This window comes from Prosthecobacter sp., from assembly GCF_044222565.1.
Lineage (GTDB): Bacteria > Verrucomicrobiota > Verrucomicrobiia > Verrucomicrobiales > Verrucomicrobiaceae > Prosthecobacter.
In genome coordinates this window covers 127,152-149,442 of sequence record NZ_JBGANA010000011.1, presented here as the reverse complement: position 1 = coordinate 149,442, position 22,291 = coordinate 127,152, and the positions used below count along the sequence as shown (strand labels likewise).

Sequence of the window (22,291 nt, the reverse complement as noted above, 5' to 3'; positions counted from 1 at the left end):
GGGGCAGAAGCCCCCCAAACATAGTCCTCAATCCTTCTTAAACCACCCCTTCACCTTCGTGAAGAAGCCTTTCTTCTCCGTCGTGACGCTGCGTGCTTCAGGATCAGGCGCACTTGCAGGCACTGTCACTGGAAGGCTCTGATCCCACCCGCCACCAAGCGCTTTGATCAAACTCACGCTGGCGATCAAACGCTGGCCGGCCAGCGTGGCGCAGGCGCGCTCCGTCAACAGCAGAGATCGGTTGGCTTCGATGACATTCAGATACGGACTGGTGCCGGCTTCGTAGCGTGCGTGGGCGATCTTCGCAGCCTCCTGCGCACTGGCGCGGGCGCGGTGCTGCGCCTCAGTCTGCGTGGTAAGATTGCGCATGGCAGCCAGCGCGTTCTCCACATCATTAAAAGAGGCGAGGATGGCCTGGCGGTAGTTCGCCAGCGCCTCATCGTGCGCGGCGCGGGCGCGTTCCATGTAGGCGCGGTTTTTGCCGCCGGCGAAGAGCGGCACGCTGATGCTGGGGCCGATGTTCCAGTTCATGCTGCCCATTTCGAAGAGCTTCTCGACATCTCCGCTCAGGTAACCGGCACGGCCGGTGAGGCGGATGCTGGGAAAGAAGTTCGCTTTGACCACACCGATCTGCGCAGTGGTGGAGGCCAGCGTGCGCTCGGCGGCGGCCACGTCCGGGCGGCGCTCCAACAGGTCCGTGGGCACTCCGGTTGGAATGGCGGGTGGGCTGGAAAGCAGGCTGGCATTGCTGCCGAGCTTGAACGCAGCGGGATTGGCCCCCGTGAGCAAAGCGATGGCGTTTTCAAGCTGGTCGCGCTGGTTTTGCAGCGCGCTCACCTCGGCCTCCGCAGTAGCGACTTCGGTCTCTGCCTGCGCCTGCTCCAGCTCGCTGCCGGCACCGGCTTTGACACGGGCACGCGCGATGTCCAGCGCCTGTCTGCGCCAGCCCACGGCGGCGCGAACGGTGGCCAGTTCGCCATCGAGAGCGCGGATGCGGAAGTAATTGGTGGCCACGTCTCCGTGCACTCCCAGCAGCACGTTTTGCATGAGATTCGCAGCGGCGGCAGCATCGGCCCGCGCGCTTTCATTCTGGCGGCGGATCTTGCCCCACAGGTCCAGCTCCCAGCTAAAATCCAGCGGCACGGTGTAGCTGGGTCCCACGTAATGCAGGCCGTTCAGCGGAAAGGCGCTGGGCATGTTCGGAGAGGTGCGCTGCGTGGTGAAAGCGGAGTTGATATCCGCCGTGGGAAAGAACGCCGCACGCGCCAGCCCCGTGCCCGCACGCGCCTGGTCAAAGCGCGCGATGGAGGCCTTCAGCGTCTGATTGTTCGCCGTGGCCAGCTCCATGAGGGCATTGAGCCGCGCATCGCCAAACACGCGCCACCACGCGCCCTTCGGCAGCGTGTCCAGCGGACGCGCCTCGCGCCATTTGACGCTGCCTTTGTAGTTCGGCGGCGTCACGGTTTCCGGCCGCTCATAGTCAGGGCCGAGCTGGGCGACGGCACTCGTCGCCGCGAGGAGGAAGGGAAGTAGAAAACGCATGGCAGGGTTCAATGGATCAATGAGGAACAGGAAGAGCGGCGACAGGGACGTCGGCAGCAGAGGCAGAAGATTCAGCGGCTTTCTTTTTCTTGTGGCCCAGCATCACCAGCACGTAAAACACGGGCGTGAAGAACAGACCGAGGAAGGTCACGCCGATCATGCCGGCAAACACGGCGGTGCCCATGGCGCGGCGCATTTCGGCACCGGCACCGGTGGAGACCACGAGCGGATACACACCGGCGATGAACGCGATGGACGTCATCAAAATCGGACGCAGACGCAGGCGGCAGGCCTCGATGGCGGCCTCAAACGGACTGAGCCCGTGGTCGAACTTCTCCTTCGCAAACTCCACGATGAGGATGGCGTTTTTGCAGGCGAGCCCGATCAGCACGATGAAGCCGATCTGCGTGAAGATGTTGTTGTCACCGCCTGTGATCATCACACCCGCCAGAGCAAACAGAAGGCACAGCGGCACGATGAGGATGATGGCCAGCGGCAGGCGCAGGCTCTCATACTGCGCGGCCAGCACCATGAAGACGAGCAGGATGCAGAGCGGGTAGATAAAAACGGCCGTGTTGCCGGCGATGATCTTTTGATAAGTGAGGTCAGTCCATTCAAAATCAAAACCTCCGGGCAGTCCGTCCTTCGCGAGTTTTGCGATGACCTCTTCGGCCTGTCCTGAACTCAGCGGCGGCATGGGCGAGCCCATGAGGTCTGCGGCAAGGTAGCCGTTGTAATGCGTCACGCGGTCCGGCCCGAAGCCCTCTTTCACCTTCACCAGAGAGCCGACAGGAACCATCTCGCCGGCGGCATTGCGTGTCTTGAGCCGGGTGATGTCGCTGGCTTCATCCCGGAACTGCTCCTCGGCCTGGGCGACGACCTGGTAGGTGCGGCCAAACCGGTTGAAGTCATTCACATAAAGACTGCCCAGATTCACTTGCAGCGTCTCGAAGAGATTGGCCAGCGGCACGCCTTGGATCTTGGCTTTTTCACGATCCACATCCGCTTCGAGCTGGGGGACATTGACGGTGTAGCCGGACAAAACGGGAGGCGTGAATTTCCCGCTGCCCATCGCCGCGCCCGCGAGCGCCTGCGTCGCCTTGTAAAGCTCAGCGTAGCCGAGATTGCCGCGATCCTCGACCATGAGCTTGAATCCCCCGGTCGTGCCAATGCCGTTCACCGGAGGCGGGCTCAGCATGAAAACCATGGCATCCTGGATGGCCATGAACTTGCCATTGAGCGCGGCGGCAATGGCCGAGCCGCTCAGTTCCGGCGATGTGCGATCTTCGAAATTGTCCAGTCCCACGAACACGATGCCCGCATTGGGACTGATGGTGAAGCCTTGAATCGACAAACCTGGGAATGCGATGGCGTCCTTTACTCCCGGATGCTCCATCGCAATCTTTGACATGCGGCGCATGACATCGTCGGTGCGATCCAGCGAGGCTCCCTCCGGCAGCTGGGCGAAGCCCACGAGATACTGTTTGTCCTGCGCAGGCACGAAACCTTCGGGCACCATTTCAAAACCTTTCCACGTGGCCCACACGAGCCCGCCGTAGATGATGACCGCGATGGCGCTGAAGCGGATGATGCGCTTCACGATGCTCACGTACATGTTCGACGACCATTCGAAGAAGCGGTTGAACGGCCGGAAGAACCAGCCAAACAGACCGTCGATGAGACGGGTGAGGATGTCGCGCTTGTCATGGTGGCCTTTCAGCAGCACCGCGGAGAGAGCCGGAGAAAGGGTGAGCGAATTGATGGCCGAAATGACCGTGGAGATGGCGATGGTGACGGCAAACTGTTTATAGAACTGGCCGCTGAGACCGCTGATGAACGCGGTGGGAATGAACACCGCGCACAGCACCAGCGCTGTGGCGACGATGGGGCCGGTCACCTCCGTCATGGCCTGCTGCGTGGCGGCCAGCGGCCTGAGTCCGTTTTGAATATTGCGCTCCACGTTCTCAACAACCACGATGGCGTCGTCAACCACGATGCCGATGGCCAGCACAAGACCGAAGAGGGAGAGGTTGTTGATGGAGAAACCGAGCGCGTGCATCACCGCAAAGGTGCCCACGAGCGACACCGGCACCGCCGCCAGCGGGATGATGGACGCACGCCAGGTCTGCAGGAAGAGCACCACCACGAGCACCACCAGCACCAGCGCCTCCAGCAGCGTGTGAATGACGGCGTCGATGGATTTTTCCACGAAGACCGTTGGGTCGTAGGCAATGGCGTAATCCACGCCCTCCGGCATTTTCTTTTTCAGCTCCGTCATGCAATGACGCACGGCCTCGGAAACGGCGAGCGCATTGGCTCCAGGAAGCTGAAACACGCCCATGCCGACGGCGCGTTTGTTATTGAGAAGCGCACGGAGTGAGTAGTCCCCTGAACCCATCTCAGCACGTGCGACATCCCGCAGGCGGAGCTTTTCACCATGCGGCCCGATCTTGACGATGATCTGGTCAAACTCCTCCTCGCTGATGAGGCGGCCCTTGGCATTCACGGTCAGCTCAAAGGCCGAATCCCGGGTCGGCTGCTGGCCGATGGTGCCCGCCGCCACCTGAATGTTCTGCTCGCGAATGGCGTTCACAATGTCCCCGGAGGTCAGGCCGCGAGCGGCTGCCTTGTCGGGATCAATCCACACACGCATGGCGTAGTCACCGCCGCCGAAGATGTTCACCTGCCCCACACCGGAGAGGCGCGTCAGCTCATCCTTCACATTGAGCGTGGCGTAGTTGCGCAGGTAGATTTCATCGTAGCGTTCATTCGGCGAGAGCAGATGCACCACCAGTGTCATGTTTGGCGAAGATTTCACCGTGGTGACACCGAAGCGGCGCACCTCCTCCGGCAGCTTTGGCAGCACCTGCGCCACGCGGTTTTGCACCTGCATCTGCGCCAGGTCCAGCTCCGTGCCGATCTTGAACGTGACCGTGAGCGTCATCACTCCATTGGCCGTGCTCTGGGAGGACATGTAGAGCATGTTCTCAATGCCGTTGATCGTCTGCTCCAGCGGCGATGCCACCGTTTCGGCAATCGTCTTGGGATTCGCACCGGGATAAGTCGCCGTGACGATGACCGTGGGCGGCACCACTTCCGGGTATTCGGAGATCGGCAGTTGGAACAGCGAGATGGCGCCGAGGATGAAGATCAGCAGCGAGAGGACGCCAGCAAAAATGGGGCGCGTGATGAAGAAACGGGAAATGTTCATGGCAGCGTGGCTAAAGAGGATGATGCGGGCGCTTCTGCGCCGTTACTTGGCCGCTGTTTCCTTGCCTGAAGGAGGAGCTGCAGGAGTGCCTGGAGCGACGGGCATGCCGGGCTGTGGCAGACGAGCCTGCCCATTGATGATGATCTTGTCCCCCGCCGCCAGCCCGGAGCGGACGATGCGCTTGCCGTCGATGCTCGGTCCGATCACGATCGGTTTGTACACGGAGATGGCGGGCGTCTTCGTTTCATCCACGCCGAGCACGTACTTGTTGGCCTGGTCGGTGAGGATGCTTTTTTCATCCACCAGCAGCGCCTGATACTTGCCCGTCATCGGAATGCGGATGCGCGCAAACAGGCCCGGCGTGAGCGAACCGTCTGCATTGGAGAATTCGGCCCGGATCACCATGCTGCCGGTGCTGGCGTCCAGACGGTTGTCAAAGGACTCGATATGGCCACGATGCGGAAATCCCTTTTCATTGGAGAGTTGCAGCTCCACCGGCACGCGACCGTCGCCATTGGTCAGGGTCGTCTTGCTGCGCTGCATCGCCTGCAGTTTGAGCAGGCTGTTCTCGTCGATATCCGCATACACATGCACGGGGTCCACTGTGACGATGGTCGTCAGCAGCGTGGTACCGGCGGTGACAAAGTTCCCGGTGGTGGTGATGGCGCGGCTGATGCGCCCGCTGATCGGAGCCTTCACTGTACTGTGCTCAAATTCGATCTCCGCGCTGTGCTGCGCAGCGCGTGCGGCCTCCAGCCCGGCGATGGCCTGCAGGTTCATTGACTCGCGCGCCTCAGCCTGCTCAGGCGCGATAGCCTTGGCGGTCAGCAGCGTCTGCACGCGGTCAAATTCACGCTTCATCGCCATGGCATTGGCCTCCGCCCGCGCCACCTCCGCACCGGTGGCGCGCAGGCGGGTCTGGAAGGGGCGCTGGTCGATGGTGAAAAGCGTATCCCCTTTCTTCACCAGCGCGCCAGCCTGGAAATGCACGTCCGTTATGTAGCCGGAGACTCGTGGTTTCAGTTCCACCATTTCCTCCGCCTCCACCCGGCCGGTGAACTCCTCCCACTCCACGAGTTCCTTCTGCTCGACTGGAGCGATCGTCACAGGAGCCGGTGGCATGCCACCACCGCCATGGCCACCCGCAGGCGGTTTGCAGGCGGCAAGCACCAGGGCGAGAGAAAGGAGGGAGAAGGCGACGAGTTTCACAGGGCGGACGGGGGTTTTGAGGGTGAAGTTGACCGGTTGGTTAATTTGAAAACGAAAGAAGGGCAGCAAAACACTGCCTTTGAGGACATTAGGATAGGATCAGTCTTTGACGCCGAGGATCACTTTGGCACCGGACTCAAATTCATCCAAGCGGCCCAAGTCATTCCACATGCGGGCGTGGAGCAGCAGCCCCTCGCTATATGCAAACACGATTCGTGCCAAGGCCATCGCATCGTGAGTGACAATGCTGCCTTGCGCCTGCGCGTCGCGGATAGCGCTCTCGTAGTAGCGGATGAACTGGCTCAAAATCTCCTGCAGTTTGTCCCGCAGGCGCTCGTCCACCGTACTGACCTCCGCCCCCAGAGAGTGAATGGGACAGCCCAGCACGCGGCCATGCTTCTGAAACAGCTCCTCCTGCTCCTGGCGAAAGCTGCGGAAGCAGTTCATGATGCGCTCCACCGGCGGCACCACCGGGGAGAAAAGCTGGTCCAGCTCCTTCCGGTGCTCCACCCACCCGTGCTCAATGGCGGCCAATGCCAGGTCCGTTTTCGACTCAAAGAAGTGGTAAAAGCTGCCCTTCTTCACCCCCGCCTTCTCGCAGATGTGATCCACCGAGGTGCTGCCGTAATTGCCCGCCCAGATCAGTTCGATCATGGCGTCAATCAGGCGATCTTTGGCTGTGGAGGTGCGGCCCATGGGGGAGGTGTCTGTCGGTAACTGGCCAGAGGTTTGCAACAGACTAGACGGTCAGTCAAGAATTATTCCGCCTCCGTCATTGCTCCGGAAGACTTCACCTTCCATACTGTGCCATTCTTTCACTCATGCATGACCAAGCCACAGTCCTGATCGTCGATGACGAAAAGCACACCCGCGACGGACTGCGCCTGTCTCTGGAGGATGACTTCGACTGCTACGTGGCCTCCAATGCCGCTGAGGCGATGGAGTACCTCAAGAATGACCATATCGATGTCATGCTGACCGACCTGCGTCTGGGTGAGGACGACGGCATGAAGCTGTTGGACACCGCGCTGGCGATGCCAAAGCCGCCCGTGTGCATCATGATGACCGCCTACGGCAGTGTGGACACCGCCGTGGAGGCCATGCGCCGGGGCGCCTACCATTTTGTCACCAAGCCGCTGAACTTGGACGAGGTGGAGATCCTCATCAAACGTGCCCTCCGCAGCCGAACGCTGGAGCACGAAAACATGGCGCTGAAGCAGCAGGTGGAGCGGAAGTTCTCCATCGAAGGCATTCTTGGCCAGGCGGAGGTGATGAAGCCGATCCTGGACACCATCCAGCAGGTGGCCCCTTCCCGCGCCACCGTCTTGATCGAAGGCGAGAGCGGCACCGGCAAGGAACTGGTGGCCCGCGCCATTCATAATCTCAGCGGCCGTCCCAAGGCCAACATCGTCTCGGTGCACTGCGCGGCACTGTCCCCGCAGATTTTGGAAAGCGAACTCTTCGGCCATGAGAAAGGCGCCTTTACCGGCGCGCAGGAGCGCCGCATCGGCCGCTTTGAGCAGGCCAATGGCGGCACGCTCTTCCTCGATGAAATCGGTGAGATCGATGCCAGCACGCAGGTCAAGCTGCTCCGCGCCCTGGGTGAGCAAACGATCGAGCGCGTGGGCAGCAGCAAGCCCATCCAGATCAATGTGCGCGTCATAGCCGCAACCAACCGCGACCTCGCCAAGATGGTGGAGGAGGGCAAATTCCGCGAGGACCTCTACTGGCGCCTGCGCGTAGTCACCATCAAGCTGCCGCCCCTGCGCGCCCGCAAGAGCGACATCTCCATCCTGGCGGACCACTTCCTGCGCGAACTGGCCAAAGCCAACGCCAAGACCTACAAGCCCCTGGGGGAGGACGCCCTGCCCGCCATGATGAATTACGACTGGCCCGGGAACATCCGCGAGCTGCGCGCCGCCATCGAGCACGGCGTGGTCATGAGCAACAGCAACCGCGTGATGCTCAAGCACCTGCCCTCCTACCTGCTCAATCCACACGGCCTCGGGATCGGCCTGCGTGCGCCGTCATTGATTGCCAGCAAAGAAGGCGCATCAACGCCAGCCAGCGCTGATCCGGCGGTCAAACCGAAGAGCGATCTCGACATCACCGAGGCGGAGCACCAGCTGATCCTCACCGCCTTGCAGCGCAGCGGCAACAACCGCACTGTCGCCGCAGAGATGCTCGGCATGAGCCGCCGCACCCTCCAGCGCAAGCTCAAGGACCTGAACATGGTGCGCACCCACCGTCGGCGCGTGGGGACACCTGCCGCGCCGGATCAGACTTCCGACTCGTAAACCGTGGGATCGGGAAGGCCCGCCAGCACAAAAGCCTCAATACGCTCCACGCAGGTGCCGCATTTGCCGCAGTGGAGGTCGCCGCCCTTGTAACAGGACCACGTTTTGCCGTAGTCCACTCCGAGCGTGGCACCCAGCTTCGCGATGCCCGCTTTGTCCAGATGAATGAACGGGCGCAGAAGCTCGACGTGCGCATACGTGCCCTCACGCATGGCCGCTGCCATGCCCTGCATGAAGGGCTCGCGGCAGTCCGGATAAATGGTGTGGTCCCCCGCGTGCGCGGCGATGACCAGCGCCTGGGCCTCCCGGCTTTCAGCCAGACCGCAGGCGATGGCGAGCATGATGCCATTGCGGAAAGGCACCACGGTCTTCTTCATGTTTTCGTCTGCGTAGTGCCCCTCGGGCACCTCGCCACCGGACTTCAGCAGATCGGAGGCAAAGTGGTCGTTCATGAAGCCGAGGTCGATGATGTCATGCCTCACACCCGAGTCCGCGCAATGCCACGCCGCCAGCGGGATCTCCCGGTGGTTGTGTTTGGCGCCGTAGTCAAAGCTCACCGCACCCACGACTTCATGCTCCTGTCGCGCCCAGTGCAGGGCCGTCACGGAGTCCATCCCGCCGGAGAGCAGCACCACCGTTTTCATTCGCAGTCCGGCAGGCGCAGGGTTTCCTCGATGTCTGGAAAGCGTGCCTCGCAGGTGAGCTGGATGCCGCCGCGTGCGCCAAATTTCCCTCTTACGACGACCTGCTTGGGCGCGCAGGCCTTCACGATGTCGTCCAGAACGCGGTTCACGATCGCTTCATTGAAGGAGGCGTGGTTGCGGTAGGATGCCAGATAGAACTTCAGCGACTTCGTCTCCACACAGGTGGCGTCTGGGATATAGTAGATCTCCAGGTGCGCCGAGTCCGGCTGGCCCGTGACCGGGCAGATGGAGCTGAACTCCGGCGCGCTGAGGTGAATGCGGTAGTTCCGCCCCGGTGTGCGGTTGGGGAAGGTCTCCAGCACCGCCACATCCGGCGAGGCCGGCAGGCGGTTTTCAGAACGTCCGAGCAATGTGAGGTCTTTTTCCTGACTCATGTCCGCGCAGAATGCGGGAGAGCGCGGAGAATGCAAACGTCGATAACCGCCCATTTCAATTTGCCGATAGTTTTCCAAATGTGGGAGCGTTTCTAAATCCAGAATGCTCCAAGAAGCCGCCATCCCCCTCGCCGAAGACACGCTCGCCCCCGGAACGGAGCGCACTCTGGCCATCCTCGAACTCCTCGGCCGCCACCGCGCCGGACTCAGCCTCACCGAGATCGCACGCGAACTCGATCTGCCGGTGAACTCCGTCTTTCGCATCACCGGCACGCTGCACAGCCGTGGCTACCTGCAACGCCGCGAGGACGACAAGCGCTTCGTCCTCACCAACAAGCTCTTTGACCTCTCCCGCCCCCAAGTGCGCGAGAAAAGCCTCGTCGTTTGCGCTTTGGAGTCCCTCAAATGGCTGCGCGATGAAACCGGTGAGACCACGCAAATCCTCGCCAGCGTGAACCACAAGATGACCGTGCTGGAGCAGTGCATCTCCTCCCAGCCTATCAAGGTGAGCAGCACCGTGGGCCTGCAGGTGCCCATGTACTCCTGCGCCCCCGGCAAGGCCGTGTTGGCGCACCTGCCACCGCAGGAGCTGGAATCTTTTTTCACCACGGTGCAGCTCAAGCAGTACACGCCCACGACGCTGGCCACGCGTGAGCTGCTGGAAACGGACCTGACCAAAACGCGCAAGCGAGGCTTCTCCACAGACATCGCAGAGGGACTGGAGGGCATCCACTGTGTGGCCGCCGCCATCCTCGACGAGTACCACTACCCCGTCGCCGCCATCACCGTCATGTCCCCTTCCTTCCGTCTGAAACGCGACCAGTTTGAAAAAGCCGGCAAGCTCTGCCTCGAGGCCGCCGCAACCATCACCCGGAGGCTCCTGGCATGAAAAAATATTTCCTTATATCCGCAGTCGTTACCGCCCTGCCTCTTTGTGGGAAAGCTGCGCCCACGCCCGCGCAGATCGAATTCTTCGAGTCCAAAATCCGCCCCATTCTCGCGCAGGAGTGCTACGAGTGCCACAGCACCGGCACCAAGAAGAAAGGCGGCCTCGTGCTCGACTCCCGCCCTGGCTGGCAGGAAGGCGGTGAATCCGGCGATGTGATCAAACCCGGGGATCCCGCGGGCTCGCTGCTCGTGCAGACCATCAAGCACGAGCACGACGACATCAAGATGCCCAAGGCTGGAGCCAAGCTGGATGACAAGGTGGTGGCCGACTTTGAGCAGTGGATTCGCGACGGCGCCGCAGACCCGCGCGACAATCCGCCCTCCAAAGCGGAGATCGCGAAAGAGACAGACTGGAAGAGCATTCTGGAACGCCGCAGGCAGTGGTGGGCCTTTCAGCCTGTGACGCAGCAGCCCGCGACCAAGACCATCGACGACTACATCGACGCCGAACTCGCCAAACATGGCATCCCCGCAGCACCGCCAGCGGATGCGCAGACGCTGCGCCGCCGCATGAGCTACATCCTCACCGGTCTGCCGCCGTCTGGAGACAAGACCGTGGACGAACTGCTCGCCAGCCCCGCCTATGGCGAGAAATGGGCGCGCCATTTCATGGACTGGGTGCGCTACGCCGAGACCTATGGCTCTGAAGGCGACCCCGCCATCCCCTACGCGCATCAGTACCGCGACTACCTCATCCGCGCCTTCAATGATGACGTGCCGTATCCGCAGCTCGTGAAGGAGGCCATCGCCGGAGATCTGCTGCCAAAGCCGCGCATCAAAAACGGCATCAACGAAAGCGCCATCGGCATCGCGCAGTTGCGCATGGTGCTGCACGGCTTCTCCCCCGTCGATTCGCTGGATGAAATGGTGACCTTCACCGACAACCAGATCGACACCGTCACAAAAGCCTTCCAGGCGCTGACCGTGAGCTGCGCGCGCTGCCACAATCACAAGTTTGACGCCATCTCCCAGGCGGACTTTTACTCCCTCTACGGCATCTTCACCAGCACCCACCCGGCGGTGATCGATGTGAACGCCCCCGGCACGGGCAAGGCGGAGCGTGAAGAACTCGCTAAGCTCAAGACGCAGATCAAAGACGCCGTTGCCGCCCACTGGCTGAAGGTCGCACCCAAGACCGTCACTTATGACAACTCCGACTCGGCTCATCCCGGCCTGGACAAATACCAGTGGCACACCAGCGGCGTCAGTCTGACGAAGGCAGGCGAGTTCTCCGTGGCGCTGGAGGGCGATGGCATCGTCTCGCAGGTGTATCCCGGCGGCTACTTCAGCAACGTCCTCACCACCAAGGACCGCGCCGTACTCTTCTCCAATCGTTTCAAATGCGAGGGAGGCACGCTGTGGTTCCGCGTGGCAGGCAACGGCGGCGTGAAGGCAAAGTACGTCGTGCAGAACTACCCGCGCACAGGCACCATCCACAAGGCGGTGCTGCTCAGTGAACCGCGCGATGAAAAGCTCGGCTGGCGCTCCGTGGATCTCGACTTCTGGAAGGGCGACGAGATCTTCCTCCAGATCACAACCTCAGCCGACCTGCCTGCGGAGTACAATAAAGACGCACGCTCCTGGTTTGGCCTCACGGACGTGGTCATCACCAAGGACAAAACACCGCCCGCCGCGGAGGTGCGCACGCCCTTTTCCGCGCCGGAAGTCGTCCAGGCCTGGCAGAAAGGCACGCTCACCAACAGCCAGGCCGAGGCGCTGAACCGCCTCGTGCAGGCCGGGCTGCTGCCGAATCATCTGAAAGACATCCCCGAAGCCGCCAAGCTGGTGGCACGCTATCGCGAGGTGGAGGCAAAGCTGCCCGCGCCCACCCGCGTGCCCGGCGTCATCGAGGCAGATGCCAAGGACGCGCCGCTCTTTGTCCGTGGCGACCACAAGCAGCCCGCCGCTTTGGTGCCTCGCCATTTCCTGGATGCGCTGGATCCCCTGCCCTTCAATTCGCCCGGCAGTGGCCGCCTTCAGCTCGCCGAGCACATGGCGGACATGAAGAACAATCCGCTGACCGCGCGCGTCATCGTCAACCGCCTGTGGCACCATGTGTTTGGTCGTGGTATCGTGGCCAGCGTGGATAACTTCGGCAAGCTGGGGGACCTGCCCACGCACCCCGAGCTGCTGGACTTCCTCGCCCAGCGCTTCATCGCCAGCGGCGGCGACATCAAGGCCATGCTGAAACTCATGGTCACTTCCAGGGCCTTCCAGCGCAGCGCCCATGCGGCAGACGTCGCCATGCAGAAAGACCCGGAAAACAAGATGCTCAGCCACTGGAGCATCCACCGCCTGGAAGCCGAGGCCATTCGCGACTCTATCCTCACGCTCACCGGCAAGCTGGAGCCCGAGATGTATGGCGAACCCGCGGGCAGCGGCCAGACACGCCGCAGCGTGTACGTTCGCGTGGTGCGCAATGCGCTGGACCCCTTCCTCACCACCTTTGATTCACCCGTCCCCTTTGCCACCCGTGGCAAGCGCGACACCACCAATGTGCCCGCGCAGTCGCTCACCCTGCTCAATGACAACAACGTCATCCGCTGGTCCCGAGAGTGGGCTCTACGCTCCGGCAAGGTCTCACCCGAGGAGCGTGTGAAGCAGATGTTTCGCGAAGCCTTCGCCCGTGAAGCCACAGCGGATGAAGTGAAGCAGAGCCTGGCCTATCTCGCCTCCTTGCAGCAGGAAAACAACGAGCGCGCCCAGGAACTGGCCTTTCAGGAGCAGCAGGCCTCCGAGATCAGCAAACAGATGGCCGCCATCCTCGATCCCGCACGGCAGAAACTGCAATCCGAACGCAAGCTGCCCGCCGCACCGGTCAATACCCCCGAACCTCTGGCCGAGTGGACCTTCGACAAAGACGGAAAAGACACCAAGGGCCGCATGAATCTGGAGCTCACCGGCACCGCGCACATCGAAAAAGGCGCGCTCGTTCTGGATGGCAAATCGATGGCCAAGACCGGCTCCCTGCCCAAGCCCGTGAAGACGAAAACGCTCGAAGCCTGGGTGATGTTGGACAACCTCGCGCAACGAGGCGGCGGCGTCATCACGCTGCAGCACAAGGACGGCGGCCAGTTTGACTCCATTGTCTTCGCGGAGAAAACGCCGCAGCACTGGGTGGCAGGCAGCAACTTCTTTGATCGCAGCGAGCTTTTTGAAGGCAGCGCCGAAACCGAGGCCACCACCCGCCCCGTGCACGTGGCCGTGGTGTATCAGCCCGACGGAACGATCTCCGGCTACCGCGATGGCAAGCCCTACGGCCGCACCTACCGCAAAGCCCCAGCCGCCACCTTCGAGGCCGAAGCCTCCCAGGTCCTCCTGGGCTGCCGCCACGGCTCCCCTGCTGGCAACAAAGGCCTCACCGGCCGCATCTTCCGCGCCCGCCTCTACGACCGAGCGTTGACGCCTGAAGAAATCTCACAAACCGCCCGCATCGAATCCAGCAGCATTACCGAAGCCGACATCATCGCCACCCTCACCGCCGAGCAGCGCGTGCAGCTCTCCAAGCTGAACCTCAAACGCAAGGACCTCACCCCCAAGATCGAAGCCTTGCGCGCCATTGCAGGAGACGACGTGGAGCTTCAGGCGTGGACGAGTTTCGCGCAGTCCCTCATCAACCTGAAGGAGTTCATTTATCTGCAATGAATACGCTTTCACAGTCTGCGCCAGCGTCCTGGAATCGGAGCGAAGCGGAGATAGACAACCAAAGGTTGCCCGGAGGGAGAGCGAAGCCAATCAATGCTCCAGTCCTCTGGAGCTTTCGAAGATCCCCCGGGTTGTGCACAGCTTCAGCGGGTTGTAGCACTACAAAACAGCCAAACCTCCCTCGAATTGAATCACCACTCGAACTTCACCGGAAAATCCGGGCAGAGCTTGGACTTCGTCGCGTCAGGCTCATCATGGCGGTAAAACTTCATGTTTCCATCCTCGTCACAAAACCACACCTCTTCCGCGCCACGAGCAAAGTAGAGCTGCATCTTGCCCATCATCTCGACAACACTGTTCGAGTAGGATCTGATCTCGACACAAATCTCGGGCGCAATAGGCATCGAGGCAGATCGGCGATGAGGCTGGAGCCGGTCAGTGGAAACCCATGCGACATCAGGAACTTTAACGCCGTCGGAGGTTTCGACAGCACACTCAGTGATGACGCGGCCTTCAGGCAGTGCATCAGCAAGTCGGCGAGCGATCTCAGATTGAAAACCACCATGCCAGTTGGATGCGGGACTCATGACGATCTGGTTGAAGCGGTTGGTTTCAATCTTGTACGGCAGGTCCTGCAGAGTGCGGTCTTCGCAAATTTCTTTCCACGTGCGCATGGCTCAAAGATGACCTCACGCCCGATTTCCCGCAACATTCATTTCTCGCTTTCATGAAATCCCCCCTTTCCCGCCGCGCCCTCCTCTCCCGCGCCTCCACCGGCTTCGGCATGGCAGCACTTGCAGGTCTCATGCAGGAACAGGCGCTCGCAGACATGCCGCTTGTGCATCGCGCGAAGAAATTCGCTCCGAAGGCCCGCAGCGTGATCTTTCTCTACATGAGCGGCGGCGTGTCTCACGTGGACTCATTCGACCACAAGCCGCTGCTCACGAAGTACGCAGGGCAGCCGATGCCGGGCGCGGTGAAGAAGACGCAGTTCAACAACAACGGCACGGTGCAGCCTTCCCACTGGGAGTTCAAACCACGTGGACAGTCGGGGCTGGAGGTGAGTGAGCTGTTTCCGCAGATCGGCGGCGTGGCAGACGAGCTGTGCATGCTCCGCGGCATGACGGCGAAATTCAGCGAGCATGCGCAGGGAAATTTCTTCATGCACACCGGCTTTCCTTTCCTGGGCTACCCAAGCGCAGGAGCATGGACGAGCTATGGCCTCGGCACGGAGTCGCGGGATCTTCCCGGCTACATCGTGCTGCAAAGCGGCGGGGCATCCACCCCGCACGGCGGCGTGGGGCTCTTCAGCAATGGCTTCCTGCCTGCGCAGCATCAGGCCAGCATCGTGAAGGCGGATGAAGCCGAGGCGGTGGCAAACATCCGCCCGCGCCAGTCGCAGGGAATGCAGCGCAAGCAGCTCGACTTCATCGGCAGCATGGACCGCCGCTTTGTCAGCACCACGCAGCACGACATGCACATCGAGGCCGCGATTTCAAACTACGAGATGGCCTGGCGCATGCAGTCCGCCGTGCCGGACCTCTGCGACATCAGCGGCGAGACCGAGGCAACCAAAAAGCTCTACGGCCTGGACGATCCCGAGCCAAAGAAAGCCGCCTATGCGCGGCAGTGCCTTCTCGCACGGCGTCTGGTGGAGCGCGGCGTGCGCTTTATTGAGCTGAGCACGCTGGCCTACAATGTCGGCGGCGGCAACGGCGCGAACCCCTGGGACCACCACAGCGCCATCGTGGAAGGCCACGGCAAGATGGGAAATCAGATCGACCAGCCCATCGCAGCGCTTCTCAAAGACTTGCGCGCCCGCGGCCTGCTGGACAGCACGCTCGTCGTCTGGGCCGGTGAGTTCGGCCGCACGCCTTTCGCGCAAGGCAGCAATGGCCGCGACCACAACCCCTACGGCTTCACCGTCTGGATGGCCGGCGGCGGTGTGAAAGGCGGCCACGTGCACGGCGCGACGGACGACTTCGGCTACAACGCCGTGGAAGGCATCTCCACCGTCTATGACCTCTGGGCCACCGTCCTCCACCTCATGGGCATCGACCACGAACAGCTCACCTATCGTTTCAGCGGACGAGATCTTCGCCTGACGGATGTACATGGAAATGTGCTCAAAGACATCATCGCCTGATGAATCCCCTTCTCTCACGCCGTCAGCTCCTCGCCAATGCCTCCACCGGCTTTGGCATGGCCGCGCTTGCAGGACTGATGCAGGCCGAGTCTCCCGTGCACCGCGCAAAGCGTTTCGCGCCGAAGGCCCGCAGTGTCATCTTCTGCTACATGAGCGGCGGCGTTTCGCACCTGGACTCGTTTGATCCGAAGCCGCTGCTGGAGAAGTACGCCGGACAGGCCATGCCGGTGGCGGTGCAGAAGACGCAGTTCAACAACAACGGCACGGTGCAGCCTGCGCACTGGGAGTTCAAACGCCGCGGCCATAGCGGCATGCCTGTGAGCGAGCTCTTCCCTCACATGGCCACGCTGGCGGATGAGATCTGCGTCATCCGCAGCATGACGGCGAAGTTCAGCGAGCATGCTCAGGGCAATTTTTTCATGCACAGCGGCTTCCCATTTCTGGGTTATCCCAGCGCGGGGGCGTGGGCCAGCTACGGCCTCGGTACGGAGTCGCGCGATCTGCCCGGCTACATCGTACTGCAAAGCGGCGGCGCCACGGTGCCGCATGGCGGTGTGGGCGTGTTCAGCAATGGCTTCCTGCCCGCGCAGCATCAGGCCAGCATCGTGCAGGCCGACAAAGAAGACGCGGTGAAAAACATCCGCTCCTATCAGTCCCGCAGCTCCCAGCGCCGCCAGCTTGATTTCATCGGCTCCATGGATCACCGCTTTGCCAGCATGGCGCAGCATGACGTGCATGTGGATGCCGCCATCGCGAACTACGAGATGGCCTGGCGCATGCAGTCCGCCGTGCCGGAACTGTGCGACATCTCCGGCGAGACCGAAGCCACCAGAAAGCTCTATGGCATGGACGGGCCCGACGACACGCGTACCGCGTATGCCCGCCAGTGCCTCCTCGCACGACGCCTCGTGGAGCGCGGCGTTCGCTTTGTGGAGTTGAGCTGCCTGCCGCAAACACTTGGCGGCGGCCAGGCGGCGAACCCTTGGGATCAACACGGGCAGATCAAAAAAGGCCACGGCAACATGGCCTATCAGGTGGATCAGCCCATCGCCGCATTGGTCAAAGATCTCAAATCACGCGGACTTCTGGACAGCACCCTCGTCATCTGGGCCGGCGAATTTGGCCGCACGCCCTTTGCCCAGGGCACCGATGGCCGCGACCACAACCCCTACGGCTTCAGCCTTTGGATGGCCGGCGGCGGCATCAAACCCGGTCACATCTACGGCGCCACGGATGACTTCGGCTACCACGCCGTGGAGGGCGTCAGCACCGTCTATGACCTCTGGGCCACGGTGCTGCATCTCATGGGGATTGATCATGAACAGCTCACCTACCGCTTCAGCGGAAGAGATCTGCGCCTCACCGATGTGCATGGAAATGTGCTACGGGATGTGATCGCGTAGGCGCTGCTCCAATAGAAATTCAGGAGCCGTTCGGCGGAGGCTGGAGGATCAGCCTCCCTACCAGCGCTGGGCATGCGAACGCCCAGCGCAAGGTAGGGCGGGCTGTCCTCAGCCCGCCGTCGGCGGAGCCCGGCATGCTCGCTTCTCAAAGAGCTGCGAGATGTGATTCGCGTAGATGGGCGTAGGACGGTCGTGGCGACAGCCCGCCCGTCCATCAGCGCACCGCAAACCCCACAGTCTGCGAACGTCCTCGCAGTCGGGCGGTTTGGCGAAGAGCACGCCGAAGGCATTGCAATGCCTTCGACGCCAAACACACCCAACCTACAGCCGGAGAGCAACTACACCTCCAGCTTCCAAGGCCCACGATACTCACGTGTGAGCAGCTTCGCGGCATCTGCATCGCCCAAAATTTCCTCCTTCACGGGGTCCCACTTGATGGAGCGGTTCACGAGGAAGGAGATGAGCGCGAGGTGACCAGGCGTGGCGCTGTGATGCGCGGTTTCCACCGGGGTGACGGTGGGCTGGCGGCTCTTCACGCAGTCCAGGAAGTTGCGGTGGTGGCCCTTGGTCTCGTAGAGGCGGGTTTTGATGACGTCGTCTCCCAGCTTCGGTGCCTTGGCCACTTCGATGACCTCGCTGTTCGGATCCTTGTCGTCTTTGCGTTTCTTGACGATCTGCTTGAACGCCGGATTGGAGCAGTCATACGCGCCCCCGCGGTTCACATACACCCAGCCGTCCGAGCCGATCCACTTGGTGCCCATCTTGATGTCGTCATGGCCGCCGGCGATTGTCATCGCAATATCACCCGCATACTTGGCTTCGGCACGGTACTTGGTCGCCGTGTTCCAGATGTCCGTGCGCGGCGGCATGTCCACCTGGATGGGGCTGACCTCCATGGGGCCGCTGCTGTCCATGCCCATGCCCCAGTGCGCGATGTCGCAGTGGTGGCCCACCCAGTCCAGAAGCTGGCCGCCGCCGATGTTGTAGTCCCAGCGCCAGTTCTTGTGCACGCGGCACTCGATGTAGTCCTGCATCGCCGCCGGACCGATCCACATTTCATAATCCAGCTCCGCAGGCGGCGGCGTCACGCTGCGCTTGTCCTTCGTGCCGGCAAAGTCATTGTGTCCAGCAGGCAGGCCCACGTGCACTTCTTTGAGCTTTCCAATGAGGCCGTTGCGCACGATCTCCGCGCCGATGCGGAAGTTGTCCTCGCTGCGCTGCCAGGAACCCGTCTGCCAGATGCGCCCGTGCTTTTGCACCGCCTTCACAATCGCCTGCTGCTCCGCGATGGTGCGTGCCAGCGGCTTCTCGCCGTAGATGTCCTTGCCGTTCTTCGCCGCCTCGATGGCGGTGAGCGCGTGCCAGTTGTCCGGCAGAGCGAGCATCACCGTGTCGATGTCCTTGCGGGCCATCACCTCGCGATAGTCATGGTAGGGCTTGCAGTCCTTGTTCTTGTAAGCGCCGTTGATGGTGTCCAATGCCTTCTGCAGATTGCGTTTGTCGATGTCACAAGCAGCCACGATCTGGCAGTCCTGCTCCTGCAAAAATTTGGCGGTGTTGCCCGGCCCCATCATGCCCCAGCCAAACACGGCCATCGTGATCTTGTTGGAGGGCGCATTCTGTCCCAGCACACTGGCCGGAATGATGGTGGGAAAGCCGATGGCGGCGGCAGACTTGGTGAGGAACTGACGACGGGAGGAAACAGGAATGCGTTTCATGGGAGTGGGTTGGGCTGACGGAAGAGAGTTTTAAACGAAACCTGAAGGGCAAGTCCAGCCGCAAAATGCGGGGAAGCATACAGCGAGACATTTCCGATGTTTTGGGCAGGATGGGGACCAGAGACCCTGCGGGAGCGCTCGCCCGCAGACTAGAGTGTCTGTCGTGCTTCCTAGCAGCTCGTGGGCACCCGCTGGGCCAGCTTTACGGTGTGGGGGATGGCGCCGATCACAAACCCAAGGCAGTCCACCGCGCCTTGGGGCTTTCCAGGCAGGGCAATGACGAGGCTGCGCTCCACAACTGCCGCGAGGCAGCGGGAGAGAATGGCGTTCGGGGTCAGCTCGAGCGACTTCATGCGCATGAGTTCGCCGAAGCCGGGGATCTCCACACGCATGATCCCACGAATGGCCTCCGGGGTGACATCGCGCTCGGCGATGCCGGTGCCGCCGGTGGTAAGAATGAGCGCGCAGCCTTGGGCGGAGAAAGAACGGATCGCGTCCTGCAAGCGCTGCAGATCATCTGGGACAATGGCTTCAGCAGCAACATTCCAGCCGTAACCTGCCGCCGCCGCTCTCAGGGCCGGACCGCCCAGATCCTCATAAACTCCCTGGCTGGCCCGGTCAGACACCGTGATGATGCCTACCTGCATCTGAGATGCACCGCCGTTTGGATGTGAATGAGGATCAGGCAAGCGAGGCGGGATTACTGAGCCTGGGGCTTGGTGGTGTCCTGGGCTTTGTCGCCCGTCTTGGCCGCCGTGGTAGGCTTGTGGTCAAGCTCAAGGAGATCGCGCAGGATGTGGATGGTCTCCAGCTTCACCGGCTCGATACCATAGGGGAACTTGGCTCCGTCGCTGCTGTTTTCGTCATCCTTGGAGGCGGTGCGCATGCCGGAGTTCATCTCCTTGGTAAAGGCAGACTCAGGCACCAGATCGGGCTTGTCCACGTTGTCGAGGGTGAGGTGGTAGGTCTTGAAGCCAGCGTCCTTGATGCGTTCGGCCACTTCCTTGGCGCGCTGGGCACGTTCCTCGTTCTGCTTGTCGCGACGGGCTTCAGTGTCCAGGCGCTCCTTCTCGCGCTCCTGCAGGTTCAAAGTAACCGTGTTGCGGTCAATTTTGTCCTTCAGGCGCTTGGACTCCTCCACCACGTTCTGGAACTCTGGATTGGTGGCGAGTCTGCTCTTCACGCGTGCATTGATCTCTTCAATCGGGAAAGGGTCCTTGCGGAATAGGGGGTATTTGCGCGGCGGGATGGTGTCATAGGGCAGCGGGTTTTCAGCGGAGGACTCGCCAATGTCGAGCACGTCGCGGATGGAAGGCAGCGGCACATCGGCCTCCACACCTTTGAGCTGGGTGGAGCCACCCGCGATGCGGTAGAACTTCTGAATGGTCACCTTAAGGTCACCAGCGCCTTTTTTGTCGCTGAAGAAGGGCATGTAGCGCTCCACGGGGAGGATGGTCTGCACCGTGCCTTTGCCGAAAGAGGACTTGTCTCCGACGATGAGTGCGCGGCGATAATCCTGCAGGGCAGCAGCGAGAATTTCCGAAGCGGAGGCGGAGGCCTTGTTGGTGAGGACGATCATGGGGCCGTCATACACGGGCTTCTCGTTTTCGCAGTCACGCCAGGTGATGCTGCCGCGCCAGTCTTTGGCCTGCACCACGGGTCCGGCAGGAATGAAGAGGCCGGTAAGCTTGATCGCTTCATCGAGCGAGCCACCGCCGTTGTCGCGGAGGTCGAGCACAAGGCCGTCGATCTTCTCCTTCATCAGGCGGCGCAGCAGGCGCTCCACGTCCGCACTGGTGCTGACGGTGCCGTTGTCCATGTCGGCGTAGAAGTTGGAAAGGTTGATCCAGCCGACCTTGAGGGTCTTGCCAAGATCAGGAGGCGTGACGAGGAGTTCGGCGTTGGCGAGCTTTTCTTTGAGCGGGACTTTGTCGCGCACGATGGAGATGATCTTGTTGCCGGAAGGATCGTCAGCGGGGACGATCTTGATGCGCACGGTGGATTTCTCCTCCCCGCGGATCATGTCCACGATCTTCTGCAGCTTGAGGTACTTCACATCGACGAATTCGTCATCGCCCTGGGCGACGGCGATGATGCGGTCGTTGAGCTTGAGTTCGCCCTGCTTGTCAGCCGGGCCACCCACGACGATGCCCTGGATCTCAGCGCCATCGTCCTTCTGGCCGAGAAGCGCGCCGATGCCGACGAGCTGGTGCTGCATGTGGATCTTGAAGTTGTCCGCCTCATCGGTGCTCATGTACTCCGTATGCGGGTCGTAGGCGGTGGCGAGGCTGGAGAGGAAGAAGTTCACGACATCCTTGGTGTCGTTTTCCTCGATGCTCTCAAGCAGGCGGGTGTAGTCCTTGAGGACGCGCTCCTTCGGCGTCAGGTCTTTGTCGTCCTTGCCTTTCTTGGCGTCAGTCTTGGCAGCGACCTTCGGAGCATCTTCATTCGGCTTCTGCGGGGCTTGCACTTTGTCAGCCTCAGGCGTGGCCGGAGCATCCGTTTTGGCCTCGGCTGTGCCAGCGGCTTTTTTCGCGGCGGCTTTCTCAGCCTTCTTCTTTTCATCGCGAGCGCGGGTCTCATCGGCGATGCGTTCCGCCAGAAGATTGTCTTCAATGATGTCCAGCCAGAGCTTGTCCTGAGCGGCCTTGTCCTTGGGCCAGGGGGCCTTGTCGCGCTTGATCTCGATGGTGCGCTTTGAGTCAAAGGTGAACTTGTTGGAATCCAGCGCCTTCTTCAGGAAGTCCACGCGCTCTTTGACGCGCTCCTTGTAAATGTCGTAGATCTCGATGGCGGGGCTGATGTTGCGCATGAGCACATGGTCATCCAGCGTGGTCTCATACTTGTCCTTAAAGCCGGCCACATCCTGCTCGGTGAAGAAGATGTGCTTGAAGTCCAGCATGTTCAGATAGTTGTGCAGCATCTCGCCAGACACCTTGTCGTCAAAGTCCTGCTTCGAGTAATGGTGGTTCTGCAGCATGTAGGCCACATGCATGGCCACCTGGCCAAAATTGGTTTCCGCTTGCGCCGAGGGAATGAGGAGCGCGAGGGCGGTGGCCGCTGCCGCGACGGGGGTGAGTAAATAGCGAGTCAT

The 22,291-nt window shown here is 61.5% G+C and carries 15 protein-coding genes; 5 read left to right on the top strand and 10 right to left on the bottom strand.

All coding sequences use genetic code 11. The annotated features are described in order from the left end of the window. Positions 1 to 27 precede the first annotated feature (27 nt). The 4 genes from ACILSR_RS17490 to ACILSR_RS17475 all read right to left on the bottom strand — a co-directional run bounded on the left by ACILSR_RS17490 (position 28) and on the right by ACILSR_RS17475 (position 6,658). Positions 28 to 1,542: an efflux transporter outer membrane subunit gene (locus ACILSR_RS17490; protein WP_395751085.1), complete on the bottom strand. Its 1,515-nt coding sequence runs from the start codon at positions 1,540 to 1,542 to the stop codon at positions 28 to 30. 16 nt (positions 1,543 to 1,558) lie between these two features. Then, positions 1,559 to 4,753: an efflux RND transporter permease subunit gene (locus tag ACILSR_RS17485; RefSeq protein ID WP_395751084.1), complete on the bottom strand. Its 3,195-nt coding sequence runs from the start codon at positions 4,751 to 4,753 to the stop codon at positions 1,559 to 1,561. A 42-nt stretch (positions 4,754 to 4,795) separates the two neighbouring features. Beyond that, positions 4,796 to 5,962, bottom strand: a complete 1,167-nt coding sequence (locus tag ACILSR_RS17480; protein WP_395751083.1) for an efflux RND transporter periplasmic adaptor subunit — start codon at positions 5,960 to 5,962, stop codon at positions 4,796 to 4,798. Between the two features lie 99 nt (positions 5,963 to 6,061). Then, positions 6,062 to 6,658 carry a TetR/AcrR family transcriptional regulator gene (locus tag ACILSR_RS17475; RefSeq protein WP_395751082.1) on the bottom strand — a complete coding sequence of 199 codons (597 nt, stop codon included), beginning with the start codon at positions 6,656 to 6,658 and terminating at the stop codon, positions 6,062 to 6,064. 125 nt (positions 6,659 to 6,783) lie between these two features. Between ACILSR_RS17475 and ACILSR_RS17470 the strand changes: the two genes are divergently transcribed. After that, positions 6,784 to 8,259, top strand: a complete 1,476-nt coding sequence (locus ACILSR_RS17470) for a sigma-54-dependent transcriptional regulator (protein WP_395751081.1) — start codon at positions 6,784 to 6,786, stop codon at positions 8,257 to 8,259. Here ACILSR_RS17470 and queC read toward each other — a convergent pair. Then, complete coding sequence (gene queC, locus ACILSR_RS17465; RefSeq protein ID WP_395751080.1) at positions 8,241 to 8,903, bottom strand: 7-cyano-7-deazaguanine synthase QueC; 663 nt, start codon at positions 8,901 to 8,903, stop codon at positions 8,241 to 8,243. The two genes, ACILSR_RS17470 and queC, sit on opposite strands and share 19 nt — an antisense overlap. Further along, positions 8,900 to 9,337, bottom strand: a complete 438-nt coding sequence (queF, locus tag ACILSR_RS17460) for a preQ(1) synthase (RefSeq protein WP_395751079.1) — start codon at positions 9,335 to 9,337, stop codon at positions 8,900 to 8,902. The genes queC and queF overlap by 4 nt, the downstream gene beginning before the upstream one ends. Before the next feature lie 103 nt (positions 9,338 to 9,440). Here queF and ACILSR_RS17455 point away from each other — a divergent pair, with 103 nt between their 5' ends. Both ACILSR_RS17455 and ACILSR_RS17450 read left to right on the top strand, forming a co-directional pair. Next, positions 9,441 to 10,226 carry an IclR family transcriptional regulator gene (locus ACILSR_RS17455; protein WP_395751078.1) on the top strand — a complete coding sequence of 262 codons (786 nt, stop codon included), beginning with the start codon at positions 9,441 to 9,443 and terminating at the stop codon, positions 10,224 to 10,226. Next, a complete protein-coding gene (locus ACILSR_RS17450) occupies positions 10,223 to 13,930 on the top strand; it encodes a DUF1553 domain-containing protein (RefSeq protein ID WP_395751077.1) in 3,708 nt (1,235 codons plus the stop codon). Before ACILSR_RS17455 ends, ACILSR_RS17450 begins: the two co-directional genes overlap by 4 nt. A gap of 191 nt (positions 13,931 to 14,121) precedes the next feature. Here ACILSR_RS17450 and ACILSR_RS17445 read toward each other — a convergent pair whose 3' ends face one another. Beyond that, positions 14,122 to 14,604 carry a Uma2 family endonuclease gene (locus tag ACILSR_RS17445; protein ID WP_395751076.1) on the bottom strand — a complete coding sequence of 161 codons (483 nt, stop codon included), beginning with the start codon at positions 14,602 to 14,604 and terminating at the stop codon, positions 14,122 to 14,124. Positions 14,605 to 14,657: 53 nt separating this feature from the next. Here ACILSR_RS17445 and ACILSR_RS17440 point away from each other — a divergent pair, with 53 nt between their 5' ends. Further along, the gene (locus tag ACILSR_RS17440) at positions 14,658 to 16,076 is read left to right on the top strand and encodes a DUF1501 domain-containing protein (RefSeq protein ID WP_395751075.1); all 1,419 of its coding nucleotides are present in this window, start codon (positions 14,658 to 14,660) and stop codon (positions 16,074 to 16,076) included. After that, positions 16,076 to 17,479 (top strand): DUF1501 domain-containing protein, encoded by a 1,404-nt coding sequence (locus tag ACILSR_RS17435; RefSeq protein ID WP_395751074.1) that lies wholly within the window; start codon positions 16,076 to 16,078, stop codon positions 17,477 to 17,479. The genes ACILSR_RS17440 and ACILSR_RS17435 overlap by 1 nt, the downstream gene beginning before the upstream one ends. Positions 17,480 to 17,817: 338 nt before the next feature. Here the strand turns inward: ACILSR_RS17435 and ACILSR_RS17430 are convergent, their stop codons facing one another. From ACILSR_RS17430 to ACILSR_RS17420, 3 genes are all read right to left on the bottom strand, one after another. Beyond that, entirely contained in the window at positions 17,818 to 19,197 is a 1,380-nt protein-coding gene (locus tag ACILSR_RS17430) for a Gfo/Idh/MocA family protein (RefSeq protein ID WP_395751073.1), read from the bottom strand. A 170-nt stretch (positions 19,198 to 19,367) separates the two neighbouring features. Then, on the bottom strand, positions 19,368 to 19,886 hold the full coding sequence (locus ACILSR_RS17425; RefSeq protein WP_395751072.1) for a molybdenum cofactor biosynthesis protein B: 519 nt from the start codon (positions 19,884 to 19,886) through the stop codon (positions 19,368 to 19,370). An 11-nt stretch (positions 19,887 to 19,897) separates the two neighbouring features. Further along, on the bottom strand, positions 19,898 to 22,291 hold the full coding sequence (locus ACILSR_RS17420) for a carboxy terminal-processing peptidase (RefSeq protein WP_395751071.1): 2,394 nt from the start codon (positions 22,289 to 22,291) through the stop codon (positions 19,898 to 19,900).

What these genes read in the sequence shown, in the direction of transcription:
- ACILSR_RS17490 (WP_395751085.1), bottom strand. Translation starts at nt 1,542, where the DNA reads ATGCGTTTTCTACTTCCCTTCCTCCTCGCGGCGACGAGTGCCGTCGCC.
- ACILSR_RS17485 (WP_395751084.1), bottom strand. Translation starts at nt 4,753, where the DNA reads ATGAACATTTCCCGTTTCTTCATCACGCGCCCCATTTTTGCTGGCGTC.
- ACILSR_RS17475 (WP_395751082.1), bottom strand. Translation starts at nt 6,658, where the DNA reads ATGGGCCGCACCTCCACAGCCAAAGATCGCCTGATTGACGCCATGATC.
- ACILSR_RS17470 (WP_395751081.1), top strand. Translation starts at nt 6,784, where the DNA reads ATGCATGACCAAGCCACAGTCCTGATCGTCGATGACGAAAAGCACACC.
- queC (WP_395751080.1), bottom strand. Translation starts at nt 8,903, where the DNA reads ATGAAAACGGTGGTGCTGCTCTCCGGCGGGATGGACTCCGTGACGGCC.
- queF (WP_395751079.1), bottom strand. Translation starts at nt 9,337, where the DNA reads ATGAGTCAGGAAAAAGACCTCACATTGCTCGGACGTTCTGAAAACCGC.
- ACILSR_RS17455 (WP_395751078.1), top strand. Translation starts at nt 9,441, where the DNA reads ATGCTCCAAGAAGCCGCCATCCCCCTCGCCGAAGACACGCTCGCCCCC.
- ACILSR_RS17450 (WP_395751077.1), top strand. Translation starts at nt 10,223, where the DNA reads ATGAAAAAATATTTCCTTATATCCGCAGTCGTTACCGCCCTGCCTCTT.
- ACILSR_RS17445 (WP_395751076.1), bottom strand. Translation starts at nt 14,604, where the DNA reads ATGCGCACGTGGAAAGAAATTTGCGAAGACCGCACTCTGCAGGACCTG.
- ACILSR_RS17440 (WP_395751075.1), top strand. Translation starts at nt 14,658, where the DNA reads ATGAAATCCCCCCTTTCCCGCCGCGCCCTCCTCTCCCGCGCCTCCACC.
- ACILSR_RS17435 (WP_395751074.1), top strand. Translation starts at nt 16,076, where the DNA reads ATGAATCCCCTTCTCTCACGCCGTCAGCTCCTCGCCAATGCCTCCACC.
- ACILSR_RS17430 (WP_395751073.1), bottom strand. Translation starts at nt 19,197, where the DNA reads ATGAAACGCATTCCTGTTTCCTCCCGTCGTCAGTTCCTCACCAAGTCT.
- ACILSR_RS17420 (WP_395751071.1), bottom strand. Translation starts at nt 22,291, where the DNA reads ATGACTCGCTATTTACTCACCCCCGTCGCGGCAGCGGCCACCGCCCTC.